This window comes from Corynebacterium mustelae, from assembly GCF_001020985.1.
Taxonomy (GTDB): Bacteria; Actinomycetota; Actinomycetes; order Mycobacteriales; family Mycobacteriaceae; genus Corynebacterium; species Corynebacterium mustelae.
Map to the genome: position 1 here is coordinate 2,621,334 of NZ_CP011542.1, position 19,076 is coordinate 2,640,409.

General features: G+C 50.9%; 13 protein-coding genes. 5 read left to right on the forward strand and 8 right to left on the reverse strand.

Features of this window, described 5'->3' with window-relative positions:
• Positions 1-348: an ArsR/SmtB family transcription factor gene (locus tag CMUST_RS11675; protein WP_047262666.1), complete on the forward strand. Its 348-nt coding sequence runs from the start codon at positions 1-3 to the stop codon at positions 346-348.
• Between the two features lie 299 nt (positions 349-647).
• Here CMUST_RS11675 and CMUST_RS11680 read toward each other — a convergent pair whose 3' ends face one another.
• On the reverse strand, positions 648-1,721 hold the full coding sequence (locus CMUST_RS11680) for a DUF5692 family protein (protein ID WP_236690111.1): 1,074 nt from the start codon (positions 1,719-1,721) through the stop codon (positions 648-650).
• Between the two features lie 376 nt (positions 1,722-2,097).
• Between CMUST_RS11680 and CMUST_RS11685 the strand changes: the two genes are divergently transcribed.
• Complete coding sequence (locus tag CMUST_RS11685; protein ID WP_047262667.1) at positions 2,098-3,936, forward strand: ABC transporter ATP-binding protein; 1,839 nt, start codon at positions 2,098-2,100, stop codon at positions 3,934-3,936.
• Between the two features lie 8 nt (positions 3,937-3,944).
• On the opposite strand, the gene CMUST_RS16080 is transcribed toward CMUST_RS11685, so the two are convergent.
• From CMUST_RS16080 to CMUST_RS11715, 7 genes are all read right to left on the reverse strand, one after another.
• The gene (locus CMUST_RS16080; protein WP_052844713.1) at positions 3,945-4,643 is read right to left on the reverse strand and encodes a hypothetical protein; all 699 of its coding nucleotides are present in this window, start codon (positions 4,641-4,643) and stop codon (positions 3,945-3,947) included.
• 2 nt (positions 4,644-4,645) lie between these two features.
• Positions 4,646-5,062, reverse strand: a complete 417-nt coding sequence (locus tag CMUST_RS16085) for a hypothetical protein (RefSeq protein WP_144414206.1) — start codon at positions 5,060-5,062, stop codon at positions 4,646-4,648.
• Positions 5,063-5,130: 68 nt separating this feature from the next.
• Complete coding sequence (locus CMUST_RS11695) at positions 5,131-5,325, reverse strand: hypothetical protein (RefSeq protein WP_047262668.1); 195 nt, start codon at positions 5,323-5,325, stop codon at positions 5,131-5,133.
• Between the two features lie 52 nt (positions 5,326-5,377).
• The gene (locus tag CMUST_RS11700; protein WP_047262669.1) at positions 5,378-8,302 is read right to left on the reverse strand and encodes a restriction endonuclease; all 2,925 of its coding nucleotides are present in this window, start codon (positions 8,300-8,302) and stop codon (positions 5,378-5,380) included.
• A 12-nt stretch (positions 8,303-8,314) separates the two neighbouring features.
• The gene (locus CMUST_RS11705; RefSeq protein WP_047262670.1) at positions 8,315-10,246 is read right to left on the reverse strand and encodes a site-specific DNA-methyltransferase; all 1,932 of its coding nucleotides are present in this window, start codon (positions 10,244-10,246) and stop codon (positions 8,315-8,317) included.
• Between the two features lie 33 nt (positions 10,247-10,279).
• A complete protein-coding gene (locus tag CMUST_RS11710; protein WP_236690112.1) occupies positions 10,280-13,162 on the reverse strand; it encodes a DEAD/DEAH box helicase in 2,883 nt (960 codons plus the stop codon).
• Between the two features lie 465 nt (positions 13,163-13,627).
• Complete coding sequence (locus tag CMUST_RS11715) at positions 13,628-15,163, reverse strand: PucR family transcriptional regulator (RefSeq protein WP_047262672.1); 1,536 nt, start codon at positions 15,161-15,163, stop codon at positions 13,628-13,630.
• 136 nt (positions 15,164-15,299) lie between these two features.
• Between CMUST_RS11715 and gabT the strand changes: the two genes are divergently transcribed.
• The 3 genes from gabT (at position 15,300) to CMUST_RS11735 (ending at position 19,065) form a co-directional block, all read left to right on the forward strand.
• Positions 15,300-16,628 carry a 4-aminobutyrate--2-oxoglutarate transaminase gene (gene gabT, locus CMUST_RS11720; protein ID WP_047262673.1) on the forward strand — a complete coding sequence of 443 codons (1,329 nt, stop codon included), beginning with the start codon at positions 15,300-15,302 and terminating at the stop codon, positions 16,626-16,628.
• Between the two features lie 3 nt (positions 16,629-16,631).
• Positions 16,632-18,083 (forward strand): NAD-dependent succinate-semialdehyde dehydrogenase, encoded by a 1,452-nt coding sequence (locus CMUST_RS11725; protein WP_047262674.1) that lies wholly within the window; start codon positions 16,632-16,634, stop codon positions 18,081-18,083.
• A gap of 292 nt (positions 18,084-18,375) precedes the next feature.
• The gene (locus CMUST_RS11735) at positions 18,376-19,065 is read left to right on the forward strand and encodes a hypothetical protein (protein WP_047262676.1); all 690 of its coding nucleotides are present in this window, start codon (positions 18,376-18,378) and stop codon (positions 19,063-19,065) included.
• Positions 19,066-19,076: the final 11 nt, after the last annotated feature.

Here is a 19,076-nt window from a genome sequence, read left to right on the forward strand (position 1 = left end):
ATGCCTAAAGAATTCGAACCGCAAAGTCTGCCCTATTTACAAGAAAGTATCCCCATCTTTGACGCGTTAAAGGACGAACACCGACAGAACCTCTTGGTCACATTGGTCTGTCAGGGTCGGTTGAATATGACTGAGCTTGCACAAAGTTCCACACTTTCGCGCACCGCAGTGTCCCATCACGTGAAAATTTTGGAACGGGTGGGGCTTATCACAGTGACCAAACAGGGCACCACCCGCTTCTGCGAACCCAACCTGGAGCAGGTTCTCCGGCTCTTACATTCACTTGCCACTGCACTGGATTCTGATTTGGCTGCGGCGCGCCGACACCGGGAAGATTCGCCACAATGACAAAAACAATTCTGCATGTTGTTACCAATGTTGATGCTTATCAGGGCCACGATGTCCGTCCCACGGGTTTGTAGCTCACGGAACTTACTTATTCCTAGAAGGTGTTCGAAAAAGCAGGCTTCACGCAGCTTTTGGTCAGCTTCGTGATGCTCATACTAAAAACTGGATCGCGGAACCGGCTAAGTACTCACAAACGATCGTGCAGATTCTGCCCCGTTACTTCTTAAGGGATGCAGGGATTGTTGCGTGACGACGCCGCCATCGTCAGCTGTTTATCACGGTGGCGGCGTCCACATTGGTTAGGAGTGCGCCAATGGCCGAGCTATGTCGGGACTTATTTCTCTTTTTACCCTAAAGCCTAGTTCTTCTGCTTCTTTTCCTAGGCGGCTGGCAATGAGATCCATGTCCTCATCGGTGGCGTGATCGCGCACCATCTCCACGGATTCGGGTAGGTCAGAGTAGATTTCCTGTGTGAGCGGATTACGGCGCAAGGTGATAATCCGGTACAAGTGCCAGGCAAACACGCCGATATTGAGAGCAAGCGCAAGGGCCGATAGCGCAAATAGCGCGGTGGGGTTATGGGCGGAGCGGTGCGCAAACATGGAGTCGTGCATGAAGTGCGGGAAGGTGAGCACCACTGCCGACCAGAGGGTGAGGGTGTAGGCGCGGTATTGAATCCAGGAACCTTTGCCGAATTTGAAAAGCACCGGAATGGTACAGGCGGCCAGTAAGGCAACCCCGGAGTACCAGGCGCGGTCCGCAAGGCAGTTATAGACATAGGCGAGGTTCCAGGCGTCGTAAGCCAAAATCCACCAAATATTAAGATCGGGCCAGATGATGGCGCGGGACTTCCCGTTAGCAACAAAGATTCCCACCCAGCCGGAGATTGCCAGCAGGTTGAGCACCCCGGCGGCGGCGTTCATGAGGTTCCACGGCCCACCCCAGGTTGCCATGTGTTGGCTGGGGTCTATCCCGTGGATGAAGTAGCACTGGATGTCGCGGATCACTGCTTCAATGATATTAAGCGCCAGTATTGCTGGCGGGATAACCAGGTACCAGTAGTTATGCCGGAGTTTTTTGCGGTATTGCAGTGCCACGAGGCACAGCGATCCGGCGAGTGCGGAGTACTGCTTGACTATAGGGAACCATCCGGCGGAGCTAGTTCCCTGGGTTGAATGGGGCCACCAGAATATGGTGAGCAGGATGGGGGCTACAACGAAAACCGCGAGCACTACCCATTTATTGCGCTGGGCAAGCCACGCGGTGAATGCAAGGGCGAAGGTGACTACTGCCAGCATGGCGTAGTCCCACCATTCGCCGGTTTCGAAGAAGAATAGGGTGGCGTATTCCGGTGCCGGGATTTCAGTCCACATGATGGATAGGTTCTTTCACAACTAGTGCGGTGGATAGGAATGCAGCCCGGCACGTTAATGGTGATACGTCTTTTAACCACTGGTGTTTACTGTAGCGGTGCCCGTCGGTTTGTATTGTGCGCAAACATTTCTACGGCGCAGGTGTGCCGAACTCACTTCCCATTCTAAGCCCCACTCACGGTTAGCGACACATGAAACTTACCCCCAAACTGGACACATTCAAACTTTCTTATATAAAACTATGTAGGTTTGATCCACCTTTCCAATAACGAGCAAGGTTACGGTAACCAAGCTATAGCTGCGCGGTTAGAGCTGTTAGGATTACACACCTCACCAGCTGTCATACCAGCCCCCACCCGGTTACTAAAAGGTCGTTATGCGTTCGTTTTTCCAAATTTTCTCCACCACCCGCACGTTGTGGCCGCTGTATATCGCGGTAACGCTCACCTCCGTGGCAACAGCGCTCCTGGCGTTGGTCACGCCGTTTTTGGTGCGGGAAGCCACCGACGTCATCGTCGCGGCGGTCGGCGGGGAACCGACCAACTCGCAGCTTTCACCGACCACCATCGTGTTGCTGTTGGCGCTGGGACTGCTTGCCGCGGAGGTGGGCAACACCATCGTGCATAATATCGGCGGCTACATCGGCGACGTGTTGTCCGCCCGGCTGCGGCAGATTCTCTCGACCCGGTATTTTGCAAAACTCCTGTCGCTGCCGCAGGGGTATTTCGATAATCAGGTCACCGGCACAATCATTGCCCGACTGGATCGATCGATCACCTCGATCACCAGTTTCGTCCAGGGTTTCGCCAATAACTTCTTCTCCATGGTTTTAACGGTTGGCGCGGTTTTGGCGGTCACGGCGTATTTTTACTTCCCCATCGCGGTGCTTCTAGCGATCGTCTTCCCGATTTACATGTGGCTTACCGCACTCACCAGTAGCCGGTGGCAAAAGTGGGAGGCGGAAAAGAACGAGCAGATCGACGCCGCCAGCGGCAGGTTCGCAGAGGTTGTCGGCCAGGTGAAAGTGGTGAAATCCTTCGTTTCCGAAATCCAGGAATTAGCCCTTTTCGCCCGCCGGTTCGCCCGCACGATCACCGTCACCACACGCCAATCCCGGTGGTGGCATCTGATGGACATCGCCCGGGGTTTGGCGGTGAATGCGATTTTCTTCGGCATCTACCTCCTACTTTTCCGCCGCACGTTAACCGGTGATTTCTCTATCGGCACGATGGTTCTGCTGATCCAATTGGTCACGATGGCTAGACAGCCGATTTACCTCATGAGTTACCTGGTGGATACCGGGCAACGCGCGGTTGCTGGTTCCAAGGATTACTTCGCCGTCATGGCGCAGATACCGGAACCCACCGCTAACCCCCAGCTCGTTGCCGCCGCAACCGCCAGCGGCCCGCTTTCGCTTGTCGACGAACCCCCAACACCCCTTTCACCCGGCGAACCCGTATTGCGGCTTAGCGGGGTGTCCTTTACCTACCCCGGCGACGACCAAGAAACCCACGAGGTGCTTCACGACGTAAGCTTCGTCGCCCACCAAGGGCAACGCATCGCATTGGTAGGGGAATCGGGTGGTGGCAAGTCCACCCTGGTTAATCTGATCCTTGGACTCTATTCCCCCACCGCTGGCACGCTGGAGGTCTGCGGCCACGATATTGCAGGCGTTCCCGCCGATTCACTACGCGCCAGCGTCGGCGTGGTATTTCAAGAAGCAAGCTTGTTCTCCGGCTCCATTAAGGAAAACATCGCCTATGGCCGTCCCGGCGCGACTGACGCCGCGATCATCACCGCCGCCCAGAAGGCGAATGCCCACGATTTCATCGCGGAGTTTGCTGATGGTTACGACACCATCATTGGTGAGCGTGGTCTGCGGCTATCAGGTGGGCAGAAGCAACGCGTCGCAGTCGCGCGCGCCATGCTCAAGAACGCGCCGGTTTTGGTTCTTGATGAGGCCACCTCCGCACTGGACACCAAAAGCGAACGCGCCGTGCAGCAGGGGTTAGAAGAGCTCATGGAAAACCGCACCACGCTGATTATCGCCCACCGGCTTTCCACCATCGCTGATGTTGATACCATCATCACCCTCAAAGACGGCCGCGTTGATGAGATCGGCTCCCCCGCGCAGCTCGCCACCACCGGCGGCATCTATTCGGAACTACTAGCGATAACCGATAAGGAGAAACTCAAGAGCTTCGGATTGCAGTGATCTTTCATCTATCCCTCCAGCTGGAACTCGATCCTGGGCCCGGGATTTCCGCTGGCCTGCACAACGAGCGCATGGTCGCCTGGATACAACGTGCGGGTTTTAACTTCTTTAAACGAGTGGCGTTTTCGCAGTTCAACCTTATCCCCTGCCGCTATAGTCACCCTTGATAGTTTAAAAACCGTGGGCTTGAGCAAGCCATCGGCTTTCCGGTAGTGCAGCTGATAATCAACGATCACGTCGCGGTCGACATCGCCATCGTTACGCACCACCACCGCAATTTCAGCACCGGTTCCGATACGCGGATTCACTGGTGTGATACTGCACTGCTCGACGTACACCTGCGGGTCGGCCTGTACCCCGATAACCGCCAGCGCCTCCGGGTGCCCGGTTTTAATAAGACTTCGCAATCCCTTTTCCACTATCCACCGGGTTCGTGGACTATTGCTGTTGGCAAGCCATTGACGTGCGGTTTCCACCGCATAATCGGGGTGATCTTTGGAAATGTCGTTGAGATTATTTGCAACAGACGTCCGCACGTAAGCCGATGGGTCGTCGATAAGCACGGTGATGACATCAATGATCGGCTGCGGGTTGGCGATAAACGGCGCAAACCGCCCGGCCCACGGCAATCGGCTGCGAATCCCCTCGCTGGCAAGCCTGCGCACGTTATGGCTTTTCGACGTCGACCACCGCTTAACGTGCGCCATCGTCAGATCGTGCCACCGATCCAAAACGGCCGGATGGCGAACTCCCCCGTATGCCGCCTGGTTATCTGTTCGATCGCCGCGAGCGACTGCTCAGGGTGGTCCCCGCCGTAATCCTCAACCAATTGCGCAACCGGCATCAGATACCAGGATTCGGTGAACATCCCCTGGTCCTCGCGCAACTCCGGCCCCAAGGACGCAACTAAAATGTCCAGCTTTTCGACGTAATCACCCGGCAACCGTTCGTACAATTCCCGGGCGATAATCCGAACCCGATCTTTTAATTCCAAATCGGGAATCTGCCGCTCCACCGCGGCGCAGAAATCTTCCACATCCACGCCACCAGCCCGATCCCCCACCATCGCGCAGATCCTTCGGACGCAGTCACCATCAAAGTGTCTCTTCAACGAGTAATCGGACATACCAAACAGGCTACGCGAAGAGGCGAGCACCTGGTTCGACGTTCATACGGGACAATCACGCGCTTGAATCAAGAAGACTCTAGCTCGACCACAATGTTGACTTCGGATTCACCGCACTTTGCCAGATAAGCAATTGCCTCACGCATTTCGTCTACGGCTTGGTCAAGACGTCGAGTTTGAGAAACCGCACCCACCTCGGCGCATTCAAGAACCCATACGTCACCGGCACCTCGCTCAGCAGTGACTGTAAAAGTAGACTTCACGCTGACCTCTTTCCTACCCTTTTGAACAAACTGATTACCCCGATCCTGGTTTTTACAGATTCCAATCTTCCGGAGTGGACTTTGCATATTGAATACCAATCGCATCAAAATGACGACGTGCAGCCTTAATCTTTGCCCGTTCCGCTGGACGCAATGAATTCGGATCTGCTGTACTCTTTGTCTCGCGAATCATGTAAATACGATCCTGCCCATTTTCGTGTTTCAAAATCGCCCAGTCAGGATTATAAGCACCAACTGGAGTATCGATTTTAAACTTTGGCGGCAGCTTCATAAACAACTTGATGTCTTCGCGGTTATCGAGCAATTCAGCAAATTGCCTTTCTGTATCTGAGTCATAAACCACGTAATCAAAGTCGGTCTTTTCCTGGTTTTTCACCTTATACATGGCATCAATAAAGAACTGCTTTTCTTCTTCTCCATCGCGCATCAATTCCCGCAGAGCATACACACTACCGTTCTCGAGTTGCTCATACTGGACACCATCAATAACAATTTCGGCGAGAGCTTGCGTAATGCAGTCTTTCACCATCTTGATGAAATCATTTGGGTTCGCCAAAAACTGTCCAAGCTTTCCGCTGCCGATCAGAATATCAATGATGGTTTTTCGGGTAAGTGACGTGGCCTCTTGCAGTTCCCCAATAATGTCGGGAAGATCATAGCTACCTTGGAGACCCGTCTCTCGCTCACTGACGGCTACGCCTTTTGCCCCACCACGAGTCAGTTCTAATTTCGCCTTCGTTACCCTGATTCGTAGCGGTTTAATATCCTCCCGTTCCTCAATGTTCGCGATAGCATTCTTGATCAGTTCGTCTCGATCAACACGAACGGAATATGTCGTTTTCCTACTAATCGAATTCCAGAACTCTTCAAATAATTCTGAATTATAGATCCGTTTATTTAATTTACGAGTCTTGCGTTTTTCCGTTCTCTTCACAAACCGTTCAATATTGAGATCCTTGATCTTTTGGATGACAAACGGCTCCAGCCATGACAACTCACTTGGAAGGTCCAGAGTAAAACCAGTCTTGTCAGGTGTAAAAAGATCCGTTAAATGCCCGTCTTTATCGATGAACCCCTTGCGCCGCAGTTCTTCCCATACAAGCTCCGATTCAACATATCCGATCACTTCATTTTCGGTATCCGGAACAGGGATTTTTGCGAATTCTTCACGACGCACAACACCGATTTTGACCCCGGCCTTTTCGTATTCTTTTTGCAAGAATTTCGCGAAGCTCTGGTAGCTTTCGTCGGCAATCACGGTTAACTGAGCAACTGACCTGTCGATCACACGTGCACCACTGCTATCAACAGGCAAGCGCAATCCACGCCCAATTGTTTGGCGCCGTTCCGTTTCCTGCCCCATTTCCCGCAAAGCGCAAATTTGGAAAACGTTTGGATTATCCCACCCTTCGCGAAGCGCCGAGTGGCTAAAAATAAACCGCACTGGTTCATCTTCGGAAAGAAGTCGAGCTTTATCTTTCATGATGAGCTCGTAGGAATCGTGGTCAGCTTTCGATTTACCAGTTGTGTCGTTGAATACGCCTTTTTTAATTTGCGAAAAATAGGATCGGCGGTATTCCTGAGGCGAATCGGGAAATAGCTCACGCAGCTGTTGTCCTAGTTTGTCTCGTTCTTCTTTGAAAATCTCATCAAACCACTGAGCGAATTTACCATCAGCCGTGTCATTTGAAACACCATTACCGAGGAAATTGGCTACTTTGTCCACGAAAAACAGGCTTAGAACTTTTATGCCTTTAGACCGAAGAAGAAGATCCTTTCGGAAGTGTTCACGAATTGTCTCACGAATCATTTCCTTGTAGATTCCATCCTGGTTTCCGCCAGTTTGCTCACCTACGGCTAATCTACCGAAGTGGTTAAGCTCGATATTTTCTGGCTCGATCGATATTTCAGTTATTCGCCAATCTGTATAGGCATCGTTACCAGTTAGCCGAGCAAGCTCTTGATCGGGTTTCACCCAAAGCTGTTTTCGAGTTAATTCTCCTTTAGCATTTCGAATCGCAAGTTCAAGCTTCGCTTTGAATGGGTTCCCTTTGACTTCAATTAATTTTATGTATGGCGCAGCGTCAGCCCCCACCTGAACAGCTTCTGATACAGCAATTTGCTTAACCAAGTTCAGTTCATGGGCGGCAACTGGATCGAGTTGGTACACAAGATTTCTTTTTTTACGATGCGTCGCCGAATACCGCAAAATAGCCGTCGGCTCAAGATCACCGATTGATGTTTTGGATAAAACCGATTCCATGTTTTGCGGTTCATCCATGATGACAATTGGATGTACAGCTTGTAAGAAATCCACTGGCTTTAATCCGTTTAGTTTATCTCTTTGCTGGTGAAATACACGATGATTAGTATCACCTTTGATCGAGTCGATAGTCACCACCATAATTTGGATTGATGTTGCAGTCGCAAATGAATGAACTTCCTCCGGATTACTTCCGGAGTAAACAAAGTGGTCAAAGTTCAGCGACGGATAGAGCTGGGCAAAGTGACTCCGCATCAGTTCGATACTCGTGTTCACTCCCTCTCGGATTGCAACACTTGGCACCAAAATAACGAACTTCGTGAAATTGTATTTCTGAGCCAACTCAAAGATAGTGCGTAAGTAAACATAGGTCTTTCCAGTGCCTGTTTCCATTTCTACGTCGAATTGCAATCCATCAATCAATTGGTTGGAAATTGGCAAACCATTTCGTTCTTGAACCCTTTTTAGGTTCTCAAGGATCATGCCTTCACTCAGCACCAAGTTGTTTCCTACTGCACCAATTTCCTGTTGGATATCCAACGCAATTTGGTCCTCGGGCATGACCATGCCAGCCCTATGCGTGATTAAATCTACAAAGTTTCCATCAATCTTTGGTTGCCCCTCAAACAGATCAATAATCGAATTAATAGCATCGACCTGATATTGCTGGTTGCTTTCAAACTTGAACTTCATTCTGCTTCTCCCCTACGCAGTCCAAAGCTCAACGTTATTGGTCTTGCACATTTGAGCAAGATTTGTTTTCAATTCGTCGCTTCCCCCAAAGCAATCTTCGAGGATAATGAAACTAGTCGGTTTAGTGGCAATTACTTCCCGCAACTGTTCGATCGTAGGAGCCCTGTGCTGATCCAAGTAGGCCAGTAAAGCGACCCCCCCCCCGCTGGATTCATGGATAGCTTTCAATGGAAGACCCGAAATCTCGACATCACCAATTTTCTCCGTCAGTGAAAAACCCTGCTTTAACAAAAGCTCTATCAACAAATCATCAATAGACGCCGCACTATTTGCGGAATCATGAAGTTCCAAAAGCTGTTGCTCAAAATGGCGTTCGTCGATATCGCTAACTATATCCCACTTCGCGAAATTGGTTTTGGCCAGTTTAAAAGCTCGAAAACCTCTGTCAAAAGGCATCTTTCGCCTCTGCAGAACCTCAAAATAGTCCCTTTGGATTTGAGATGCAGCCCGTCGAATCCTCTCCCGAGATATGTTCGGTACATTTTCGAAACCTTCTTTTCTAGCCGTACTCTTGACACCGGTCGGCTCAGGCAGCTGAATTTGAATAAAACTTCTTTTACCTCCATCTTTGGCATTCAATTCCATAACTGCGTGTGCAGTAGTACTCGATCCTGCAAAAAAATCGAGAATAATTGAATCTGAGTGACTAGCCATCTGTAAAAGATGAACAATTAACCCAACAGGTTTCGGGCTTTCAAAGACTGCAGGGTTGCCAAATAAGGTTTCAATTTCGAGGGAACCAGATGTATTCAAAGGAGCAAAATCCCAAAGTGTCGTCCAAGTCGTACCTGGTTTAACAGAAGATAGGAATCGTTTGAGTTTAGGAGCCCCTTTTCCGTCTTGGCCAAAAAAGATTTCGCCATTTGAAAGCAATTCGTCCATACGAGTTTGACTAAATCGCCAATTTCCGTTGTTTGGAGGGTAATACTCTTTACCTGTATTGGGGTTAATTATTGGGTAGTTGAGACTCTCAACGTAACGCCCTCCTTTCACATTCGCACTCAGATCACCTGCTACCCATGGCCCTTTTGGATGCCCATCGGGATTTTTATATCTTGCAATTTGTTCCTCAGTGCGTGGACGTAAATTAAAGCCGCTGAGGTTCCGTTTTCCAATTGCTACCAAATAATCGTGTTGTGCCCCGATAACGCGATCGTTTGGTGGGGTGTTTCTTTTCTTCCAAATTATGTTAGCAGCAAAGTTATTTTCACCAAATAGTTCAACGCAGATTTGCCTTAAATTAGCAAATTCTGAATCGTCAATAGAAATGATAATTACACCATCATCTTGGAGTAAGTTTCGAGCAACTTTTAAACGCGGATACATCATATTTAACCAGTTAGAGTGATATCGTCCCTCCGACTGTGCATTGCTCGACAGCTTCTGTCCCTCTGCATTTACCTGTTTGGTCCACTCCAAATAGTGGCTTACGCTATCGCGATAGTCATCTCGATAAACGAAGTCTTTACCCGTGTTGTACGGCGGATCAATGTAAATCATCTTTATCTTGCCGTAGTAGTGGCGTTGCAAGATTTTGAGGACTTCAAGGTTGTCGCCTTCGATAAAGACGTTTTCAGTGGTGTCCCAGTCCACAGAATTTTCAAAGTCAGGCTTTAAAGTAGCTGTGGTTGGGGTTTGAGCGATGCGAATAGCTTCCCGTTTTCCTGGCCAGAACAAGCCAAACCGTTCCGGTGTTGTAGAAACATCATCGCCCAGAAGCTCCTTTAGTTTCTCAAAATCAACCTTGCCATCCGCGATGGCTTCAGGTGCGATCTCAGCAAGTTGCTTCGCTAACTCGGTTCGGAAATCTGGTGAAGCTGCTTCAATGGAGTTAATATCGTCGAGGTCCTCATCGATGTAGCAATCGTCAAAATTCTCGTTCATTTTTCTTCCTCTCGTTCAATACTGTTATGAGAATTATTCAGTTATACGCCATCTAATGGAAAATAGATGTTCTTCCTCTTCGCTGCCTTTTAGAGATTGCTCAACTGAAACCAAATAATCATCGGATTCGTCGCGAAGCTTTCGCTTTTCTCTTCGGAAACTCTCATCAAGTTCGTCAATTTTGTCCTCAAGTTGGTTTGCCTTCCTCTTCCAGGCCAACGACTCCATCGCATCGGTAGCTTGTTTGGATTGTTTCCGATAGTCTTTGATCTTCGCTTCCAGCTCACGAATCCGCTTTTCGTGTTCAGCTTTCCGATCTTGGATATTGCGATGGATTACTTCCTCTTGTTCATTGAAGTAATGAGAATTTCGAGTCTTGACTTCATTGTCGTAGGTTTTAGCCTGCTCCGCCAACGCAAGTTCTAGTTCCGATTCCCGGATTTCAGAGCTTTCAGAAACATCGGTCACCTGGAGATTTAGAATATCGTCAACGAATTCGTTGTCCAGAAGCTGACCATCATCTGTGGTAGCTGCTGCCAAAAGGTAGGATTCAGATAAGTCCTCACCATTAGCTTGAATCTTGAATGTAAGCTTTTTTACCGTGAGTTGGCCGGATTTGCCGGATAGCTTTTTCACGGCGGTTGAGACACGTTCAGAATCAGCAAGGCCAAAAGAAAGTTCCACATTTGGTGTTTCAGCCTCTAACGCACTATCAATGACGAAACGCGCTAATGGGCTGACGTAACGATACTGGTGAGCATTATCCCGTGGCGTCGACTTAAAATAATAATCACCGGTCTGAGTACCGTTAACCGGCGCTGTGTGAAGCCTGAAGTTATGACCATCAGATTCAAAATCAGCGAAGTTTTCAAGTTTGTATTGGGTGAGTGCAAGCAGCAACCGCTCGAATTGATTGAGCACGATCCCAGATTGCCTGTCGTAATCCTTGAGTCGATCCTGCACATGTGGATCTAAGTTATCGAAAACCTTGGCCTTGGCTTTTGACATCTCCGCATTGATTTCTTGAGAGTATTCCTCCGCCAATCTGTCGAACGCGGCATTGATTTCTTCGGCGGTTTTAAATTCCGACAATATTTCGTTAATCCGGCGCTCCATGTCGATGCCGTCCTCGATAGACCCTAGGATTTCATCGGAAGCTCCAAATACCGAGCTAAATAGCTGGAATTTCTCTCCTAATAGTTCAAGAATGCGTTGTTCGGCGACATTTCCTTTATTAGAGAAATTGGCTATAACCACATTAAATTTCTGCCCGAATCGGTGGATGCGACCAATCCGCTGCTCCACTCGTTGTGGGTTCCAAGGCAAATCGTAGTTAATCAGCATTGAAGCGAATTGCAGGTTAACACCTTCTGAAGCCGCTTCAGTGGCGATCATGATTGTGCCGTGCTCACGAAAATAATCAACAAGAGCTTTTCGGCGATCAGCGGTTGGAATTCCGGTAATAATGTCGCTGCCTTGGTTCTCCCGAAGCCAATCTTGGTAAATCTTTGTAGCAGCCTCTGAATTGTTTGTGCCGTTGAAAAGAACCAAACCATCACCATAACCAATGGTTTTTAAGTGTTCCGCCAGATATTGTTGCGTGACAGTGGAGTCTGTGAAAATGATTGCTTTTTCTGGGGCGCCTACTTCACGAAGCTTTTCAAAACCACGATCCAAAGCCTCTTTAACATGGACGGCTTTTTGGTTAAGGGTGATTGAACGTGCCAGTTCGGCAAAACCTCGTAGGTCGGCGATTTCCGAGCGAATTTCATGCTTGATAGCAGAATCGATGGTTTCTGGTTTATCAGCGTCTACAGCTTCAAAAGCCTCATGTTCATCACTGGTTAGATCATGGGACTCATAGTCGAAAAGCGCACCACGACTGTTGCGAAGAACCCCTGCATTAAGCTCACTTTCAAGGCGATCGGCAATATTTTCTAGCGTTGCAGCTACAGCGTGAGTTGAAGAACCAAGGCGTTTGCGAATAATCATCGCGGAGAGAAACCGTTGTGAACTCGCAAATGCATACAAATTATCCCGTTGCAGATAATCATCTACAAGGTTATACAGTTCTTTTTCCACCGGGGATGAATCAAACTCAATAGTCAGCGGGATTCGCTGGGTGAAACGAATATACTTTTCAGCATCACGTCGCAGCGTTCGCTTAGAAATACCACGAATTCGGTCAGCTAAATCATCACCACCAACTAGGGCGTTTCCTTTTATGTAACGCTCCCGAAAAGCTTCGATCGAATGGAAAAACTTCGGATCAAAGGTAGAGACTAAACCATACAATTCCTCCAATTTGTTTTGAAGAGGTGTAGCTGTCAGCAAAACAACTTTCGAAGCATTTCGGAATATTTCGGCCACCGCTTCAGCAATTTTTGAACGGCCTGTCCAAAAATTTCGAAGCCGATGGGCCTCATCCGCCACAATCAGATCCCAATGGCGTAACAATTGTTCTTTGTTTGCGCAAACGAATTCATATGAAGCGATAAGTACAGTGGGATTATTCGACGAAGCAGCACTGAGTAGATTTGGCAGGGATTTTTTGTCTAAAAGTTCGGCAGGTAAAAAGAACTTCTCCCATAGTTCCTGTTTCCACTGTTGCCGCAGACTGGCAGGTGCAACAATAAGAATCCGGCGTTTCCGCTCCGCCCAGTACTGAGTAAGGACGATACCAGCTTCTACCGTTTTGCCCAGGCCAACCTCATCCGCCAATATAACCCCTTTCATATAGGGGGTTTGTAATGCGAATAGTGCTGCATCAATCTGATGTGGCTTTGGTTCCACTTGCGCATCAAATAAGAGGCCAGCAAGTTTTCCTACATGGTCGTTAGCATAAGAACGTTCCAATTGATTGGCAAAATACTTTGCTTGATGATCCGTTAGGCCGGACAGGGCATTTTTGCTCACGATTTCAAAGCCTATAGAAATATTGCGAGATTACGACAATCCAACATTAGCTTGTCTGCCCTACAACAAGAAGAAACTCTTCTCACCGATTAGATCAATGATTCGAAAAGCGATAAAAGCAAAGACTGATACGGATCGGACTGACGACCTATCAGCGTTTTCCCAGTGCAGTAACTTAAGGACTATAGGCTATATTTCCCTTTAATTATAGCCACTAAGAAGACATCAACACCACTCATCGCCCCCAAATCGGGAACAGATTCTCCCGCCCCGGTACATAACCGATCGAAAATATAACCCCTTTTGGGTTGATATATATTTTCGATTAGCGGTAACTCTATCTTTTGCAAGCAACGACTTCTGATAGACCCTAAACCCGCACTTCATTTCCATTTCGCATTATCGACAGCCATGTCCGCTTGGACGTGGCTGTGCCTTGTGATTAATTGGACATTCACTCAACCCCTACACCGCCTGCGTTATCACCACCAGGAGTAGTTCCGCGCAGGTGACGGGGTTGTTCAGGCTTAGCTCGCAGACTGTTTCGATTTTCTGAAGCCGGGTGCGCATGGTGTGGCGGTGGATGCCAAGCAAGTGGGAGGCATCCGCCACGTGGTTCCCACTGCGCAGGTATGCCGATAAGGTGGCAACAAGATCGGAATTGGTTTTCTTGTCGTAATCGGCAAGCCGCCCAATGGTTTCGGCGGCACGGTTGCGCAGCGCCTGCTGCACGGAGGGTTCGTGCAACCAGCTAAGGCTGGTGGAGTCGGCAGTAGCGGTTCCCCCAGGTGGCAGAGCAAGGGCGGTGGAACACAATGCATCGACCGTCGCCGTGGTGACTGATCGCCAGGATAATACCGCACCGATGGCGATTTTTAGTTTGGGTTTGTGTTCGGCAAACATCTCGACGATTTCTGCTTGCGGCAGGGCGGCGGTAAGGAGGAATAGCTGAAAACCGCCAGCAAGCGGCATGGTGCATTGGCTGTAGCCGCGCAGTGCAAGATGCGCGTCGCAAGAGGCGATGGCACGAGCGGTTGTGGTGGCGCTGTCACTATGAATGACGACAGGGCGAACGTCGTCATTCCCGTCGCTCAAGGGGGAGAAAATTCGCGCCAACGCGCTTTTTCCATGTGTGGTTTCGTGCTTTTCGGCCAGCAGCATCTCCAACGCCAAGGTATTAAGTTCATTTCGGCCCTGACGGACGTCGACAGGCAAGTGCAACAAAATATCCGCCAAGCTGGCAGCGTAAGAAACAATGCGGTTGGCGAGTTTGGAATACGGTTGCGGCGCAGTGGTCACCAACACATAGCGGGACGCCCCTTGGGTGGAGAGCTTTTGAATGAGATGGTACTTTCCAGCGGTGGAAAACGCCCGGCTTAACGCCAGATCGTGCGGCGGTTGCTTCGCTGTGATCTCTGTCGCGTCCATGCCAGAAAACGAGACCGATTCCACCACGGTGCCATCAATATTGCATAGCGCCACAGCAGCAGAAATCTCATTAGCCAGGGTGCGCAATAAGGACGGTATACCACCAGAGATTGCGGCGGCATGCAGCTTACTTTGCAGTTTCAACTGAACTGCCTGCTGTTGACTTTCCCGCCGGGCGAATTCTTTGCGCACAGTGGTAAGAATCGACACGAACGGCACGTCACGCGGCACCTCGAACAGTGCGAGGTTTGCCTCCCGGGCGGCGTCGACAAGCGCGGGCGGAACGGTATCGAAACTTAGTCCCGTACCAAAACCGATAGCGGCAACCCCGGCTTGGGAAAGATTGCGCACATAGTCGGCGAACTTCGCAGGCGCCGACTCAAAAGCCAAGCCGACCAACAGCACAAGAGCGCCGGGGCTTAAAAACTCACTAGGATTCTCCAATTCCGTTGGCTGCACCACGGTGAAGCGGACGTCGGTGCGGGTGAGCTTTTTCAGCTTAAGTTTCTTCTGATTCATCAACCACTCCAGGCTGATGGTTTCACTTTCTGTCACCGCAGATTGCACCACCATAAACCTCCCGCCATTAGGTAGAAATGCCTCATTCCTTTTCGCCCAATGGTACATGGTTTCTTTCGGTATGCACCCCAGATAATGAAGCAGAAAACCAAAATTGAGCTGGCAAATAAAAGCAGAAAGCGAGCAGCGCATGATAGAAATGGACTTCCGTATCCCACAACAACGCGAAGTAACTACCGACGGGTTTGGGGCAAAAAGCGCCGAGCTAGATTCCCGGCGGCAGCATGCTCTCCCCCGAGCATTAAGCCCTGGCCTACCTGGATACGTCGCTGACGCTGACGGCGGTATCCTCGCCGATGTAGACGGCAACCGCTTTATCGACTTCGCCTCCGGCATCGCCGTGACTTCCGTGGGTGCCGCAAACCCGGCGGTCATCGCCGCAATCACCGAAGCCGCACAGCACTTCACCCACACCTGTTTCATGGTCTCCCCCTACGAAAGCTACGTGGCGCTGGCGGAAAAACTCAACGAACTCACCCCCGGTGACCACCACAAGAAAACCGTACTGCTCAATTCCGGCGCAGAGGCAGTAGAAAACGCGGTGAAGATCGCGCGGGCCTACAACGGCAAGAAAGCTGTCGTGGTTTTCGACAACGGCTACCACGGCCGAACGAACCTCACCATGGCAATGACCGCGAAAAACAAGCCATACAAGACCGGTTTCGGGCCGCTCGCCAGCGACGTCTACCGCGCGCCGATGTCCTACCCGCTGCGCGACGGCCTCGACGGGGCCGCGGCAGCACGCAGGTCCATCAAAATGATCGAACAGCAGGTTGGGGCAGAAAACCTCGCCTGCGTTGTCATCGAACCAGTCCAAGGTGAAGGCGGCTTCATCGCACCCGCGCCGGGCTTCCTGCCAGCGATCGCTGAGTGGTGCCGGGACAACGACGTAGTATTCGTCGCTGACGAAATCCAAGCGGGATTCTGCCGCACCGGCGACTGGTTCGCCTGTGACAACGAGCAAGTGGTGCCCGACCTCATTACCATGGCAAAAGGCATCGCTGGCGGTATGCCAATCTCGGCGGTAACTGGTCGAGCTGAGATCATGGATGCCCCAGTACCCGGCGGTTTAGGCGGCACCTACGGCGGTAACCCAGTCGCCTGCGCCGCAGCGCTTGCCGCAATCGAGCAGATGGAAACCTATAACCTCAACGCTCGCGCGAAGGCCATCGAAGGGGTCATCACCGAGGTACTCGGCCCGCTCACCGATCTTGACACTGTGGCCGAACTGCGCGGCCGGGGCGCAATGATCGCCCTTGAGCTTGTCGACGCCGCAGGGGATCCGAACCCTGACCTTACCGCCGCCGTCGCCGCCCGTTGTAAGAAAGAGGGAGTCCTCATTCTCACCTGTGGCATGGACGGTAACGTTATCCGACTGCTGCCCTCCCTTGTCATTCCGGAAGCTGTACTTCGGGATGGTCTTGAGGTACTCGCCACCGCCATTAAGGAGCTGTCTTAACCTATGACTTCACTACCCTGTGCCGTACCACTCGGCGTTCGCCTCGGATTCGCCGAGGTGACCACCGCCACTACCTTCGACGTCATCGACCCGGCCACCGAAAAAGTCCTGGCTGCCGTTAGCGACGCCACGTCCACTGAATGGAATGCGGCGTTAGACAAGGCCGTCCCAGCGGGTGAGATATGGGCCAAAGCAACACCCCGCGACCGCTCTGAGGTACTCCGACGGATTTTCGACCGCATCCATGAACGTGCCTCAGATTTCGCCGAGGTTATGACCTTAGAGATGGGCAAACCTGTGGCCGAAGCCAAAGGCGAAGTCGCCTACGGGGCCGAATACTTCCGGTGGTTCGCCGAGGAAGCTGTGCGCATTCCCGGCCGCGCCGGAACCGCCCCCGCCGGAATCGGCTCCATGATTATCACCCGTACCCCTGTTGGTCCAGTTCTAGCCATTACCCCGTGGAATTTTCCACTGGCAATGGCGACCCGCAAAATCGCACCCGCCCTGGCCGCAGGATGCCCGGTCATAGTCAAACCCGCCCAGGAAACCCCCCTGACCATGCTTCTGCTTGGCGAAGTCATTACTGAAGTTTTGCAGGAAGCTGATGCACCCGATGGGCTTGTCTCCATCATCCCTACCACGAAATCCGCTGATCTTTCTGCGGAATTAATGGCTGATCCACGGCTACGCAAAGTCACATTCACCGGTTCCACCGCCGTGGGTCGACACCTGGTACGGCAATCCGCCGACAACTTATTACGTACCTCCATGGAACTCGGCGGCAATGCGCCATTCGTGGTCGCCGCCGACGCCGACCTTGACCTGGTTCTCACCTGCGCAGCCCAAGCAAAAATGCGCAATGGTGGCGAAGCCTGCATCGCTGCCAATCGGTTCTTGGTGGACGAGTCCATCGCGGAGGAATTTACCGAACGGCTTACCGAGGTCATGGCGTCGTTTAGCACCGGCCACGGGCTTGACGACGGCACCAAGCTCGGCCCCATCATCACCGCGAAACAGCGCGACAGCATCCACGCTCTGGTCACCGACGCCATCGACAACGGCGCCACCTTAACCATCGGCGGTGAAATTCCCCCTGGACCTGGCTTCTTCTACCCGGCAACAGTTTTGGCCAATGTCCCACATGACACCAAGATTCTGCACGAAGAAATCTTCGGACCTGTTGCCACGATCGCCACATTCAGCACCCTGGACGAGGGCATTGCCCTAGCCAATAACACCCCATTTGGTCTCGCAGCTTACGGGTTTAGCGAAAACGTGCATACCGCTACCCGACTAGCCAACGAGCTCCAAGCAGGAATGGTAGGCATCAACCGCGCCGCTATTTCTGACCCAGCTGCCCCGTTTGGTGGGATCAAACAATCTGGATTCGGCCGCGAAGGTGGCACCGAAGGGATTGAGGAATACCTCGACGTGAAATACATCGCGCTCCCATAGCACCCTAGCTGAAACGAAACCCCAGTTGTTAGATCACAAGATCCTTATACAACTGGGGTTTCACATGGCGTTGCCCACCTTCATTTCTGAAGTGTCTCTGCGGCACTTCCCTTCCCCGACCTTCGAATTTGCTCATTTCGGCGCCTTTTATATTCCTTAAAGACACCCCCGCTTTTCTCACGGAAAAACTATACAAAAAGCCCACTTTCGCATTTTCGCCAGCGCTACCATGAGAAAGGTTTTCCAGCCAGACCATTTTCCTTATCAATTCACCCTTTGAGGACACACAACAATGAAAAAGCATGTTCTTGTAGTGACTGCACTTTCTTTCCTACTCAGCGGATGTGCAGCTATCGATGTTGCGAAAACACTACAAAAAGCCTCAACACAATCAGTCACGGCAAGCACCACCGCTACAAGTGCAACGACAGTAAGTATCCCGCCGGAAAAACCAAACAAGCCACGTGAAACTGCGATGGAAAATGACGATTTAGATGTTGGCTTATACGATCTCCGCGCCCCCGATGGTGTCCTTGATGTAAAACGCACCCTAAGCACCGAACATGACTTCACTGCGGTAAAAAATTACCCAGAGCTTTTGGACTACGATCCGTACTACTCAAAGTGGACGGGTGAATACGGAACGATGCCTTTCGAAGAGCTCGTGACGAAGGTTCGCGAGTCCCTGGAAAAAACCCATCCATCGACAACCATCGACGGCATGGAATACACGATAACTGAAGACGCACCCAACCCACTGGTCAGCGACACCATAGTCCCAGGTGCCATCTACTCCAATTTCGAATACTGCTGGCAAGAACAAATCGGTGAAAACGTCCACCGTATCCTCTACGTCGAAATCGAAGAAGTGGAATCTGAGTACGAACGCACCTCCGCTGTGAACTATTCCTATGTAACCCCCTCCCCATTAACCTGTGAGATTCAAAGCCATGGGCGACTAGATTACAACGCGGATATGTAACAACAAGCCTG

Excerpts from the sequence above, each read along its gene's own strand:
- CMUST_RS11675 (WP_047262666.1), top strand. The coding sequence starts at position 1 with ATGCCTAAAGAATTCGAACCGCAAAGTCTGCCCTATTTACAAGAAAGT.
- CMUST_RS11680 (WP_236690111.1), bottom strand. The coding sequence starts at position 1,721 with ATGTGGACTGAAATCCCGGCACCGGAATACGCCACCCTATTCTTCTTC.
- CMUST_RS11685 (WP_047262667.1), top strand. The coding sequence starts at position 2,098 with ATGCGTTCGTTTTTCCAAATTTTCTCCACCACCCGCACGTTGTGGCCG.
- CMUST_RS16080 (WP_052844713.1), bottom strand. The coding sequence starts at position 4,643 with ATGGCGCACGTTAAGCGGTGGTCGACGTCGAAAAGCCATAACGTGCGC.
- CMUST_RS16085 (WP_144414206.1), bottom strand. The coding sequence starts at position 5,062 with ATGTCCGATTACTCGTTGAAGAGACACTTTGATGGTGACTGCGTCCGA.
- CMUST_RS11700 (WP_047262669.1), bottom strand. The coding sequence starts at position 8,302 with ATGAAGTTCAAGTTTGAAAGCAACCAGCAATATCAGGTCGATGCTATT.
- CMUST_RS11705 (WP_047262670.1), bottom strand. The coding sequence starts at position 10,246 with ATGAACGAGAATTTTGACGATTGCTACATCGATGAGGACCTCGACGAT.
- CMUST_RS11715 (WP_047262672.1), bottom strand. The coding sequence starts at position 15,163 with ATGGTGGTGCAATCTGCGGTGACAGAAAGTGAAACCATCAGCCTGGAG.
- gabT (WP_047262673.1), top strand. The coding sequence starts at position 15,300 with ATGATAGAAATGGACTTCCGTATCCCACAACAACGCGAAGTAACTACC.
- CMUST_RS11725 (WP_047262674.1), top strand. The coding sequence starts at position 16,632 with ATGACTTCACTACCCTGTGCCGTACCACTCGGCGTTCGCCTCGGATTC.
- CMUST_RS11735 (WP_047262676.1), top strand. The coding sequence starts at position 18,376 with ATGAAAAAGCATGTTCTTGTAGTGACTGCACTTTCTTTCCTACTCAGC.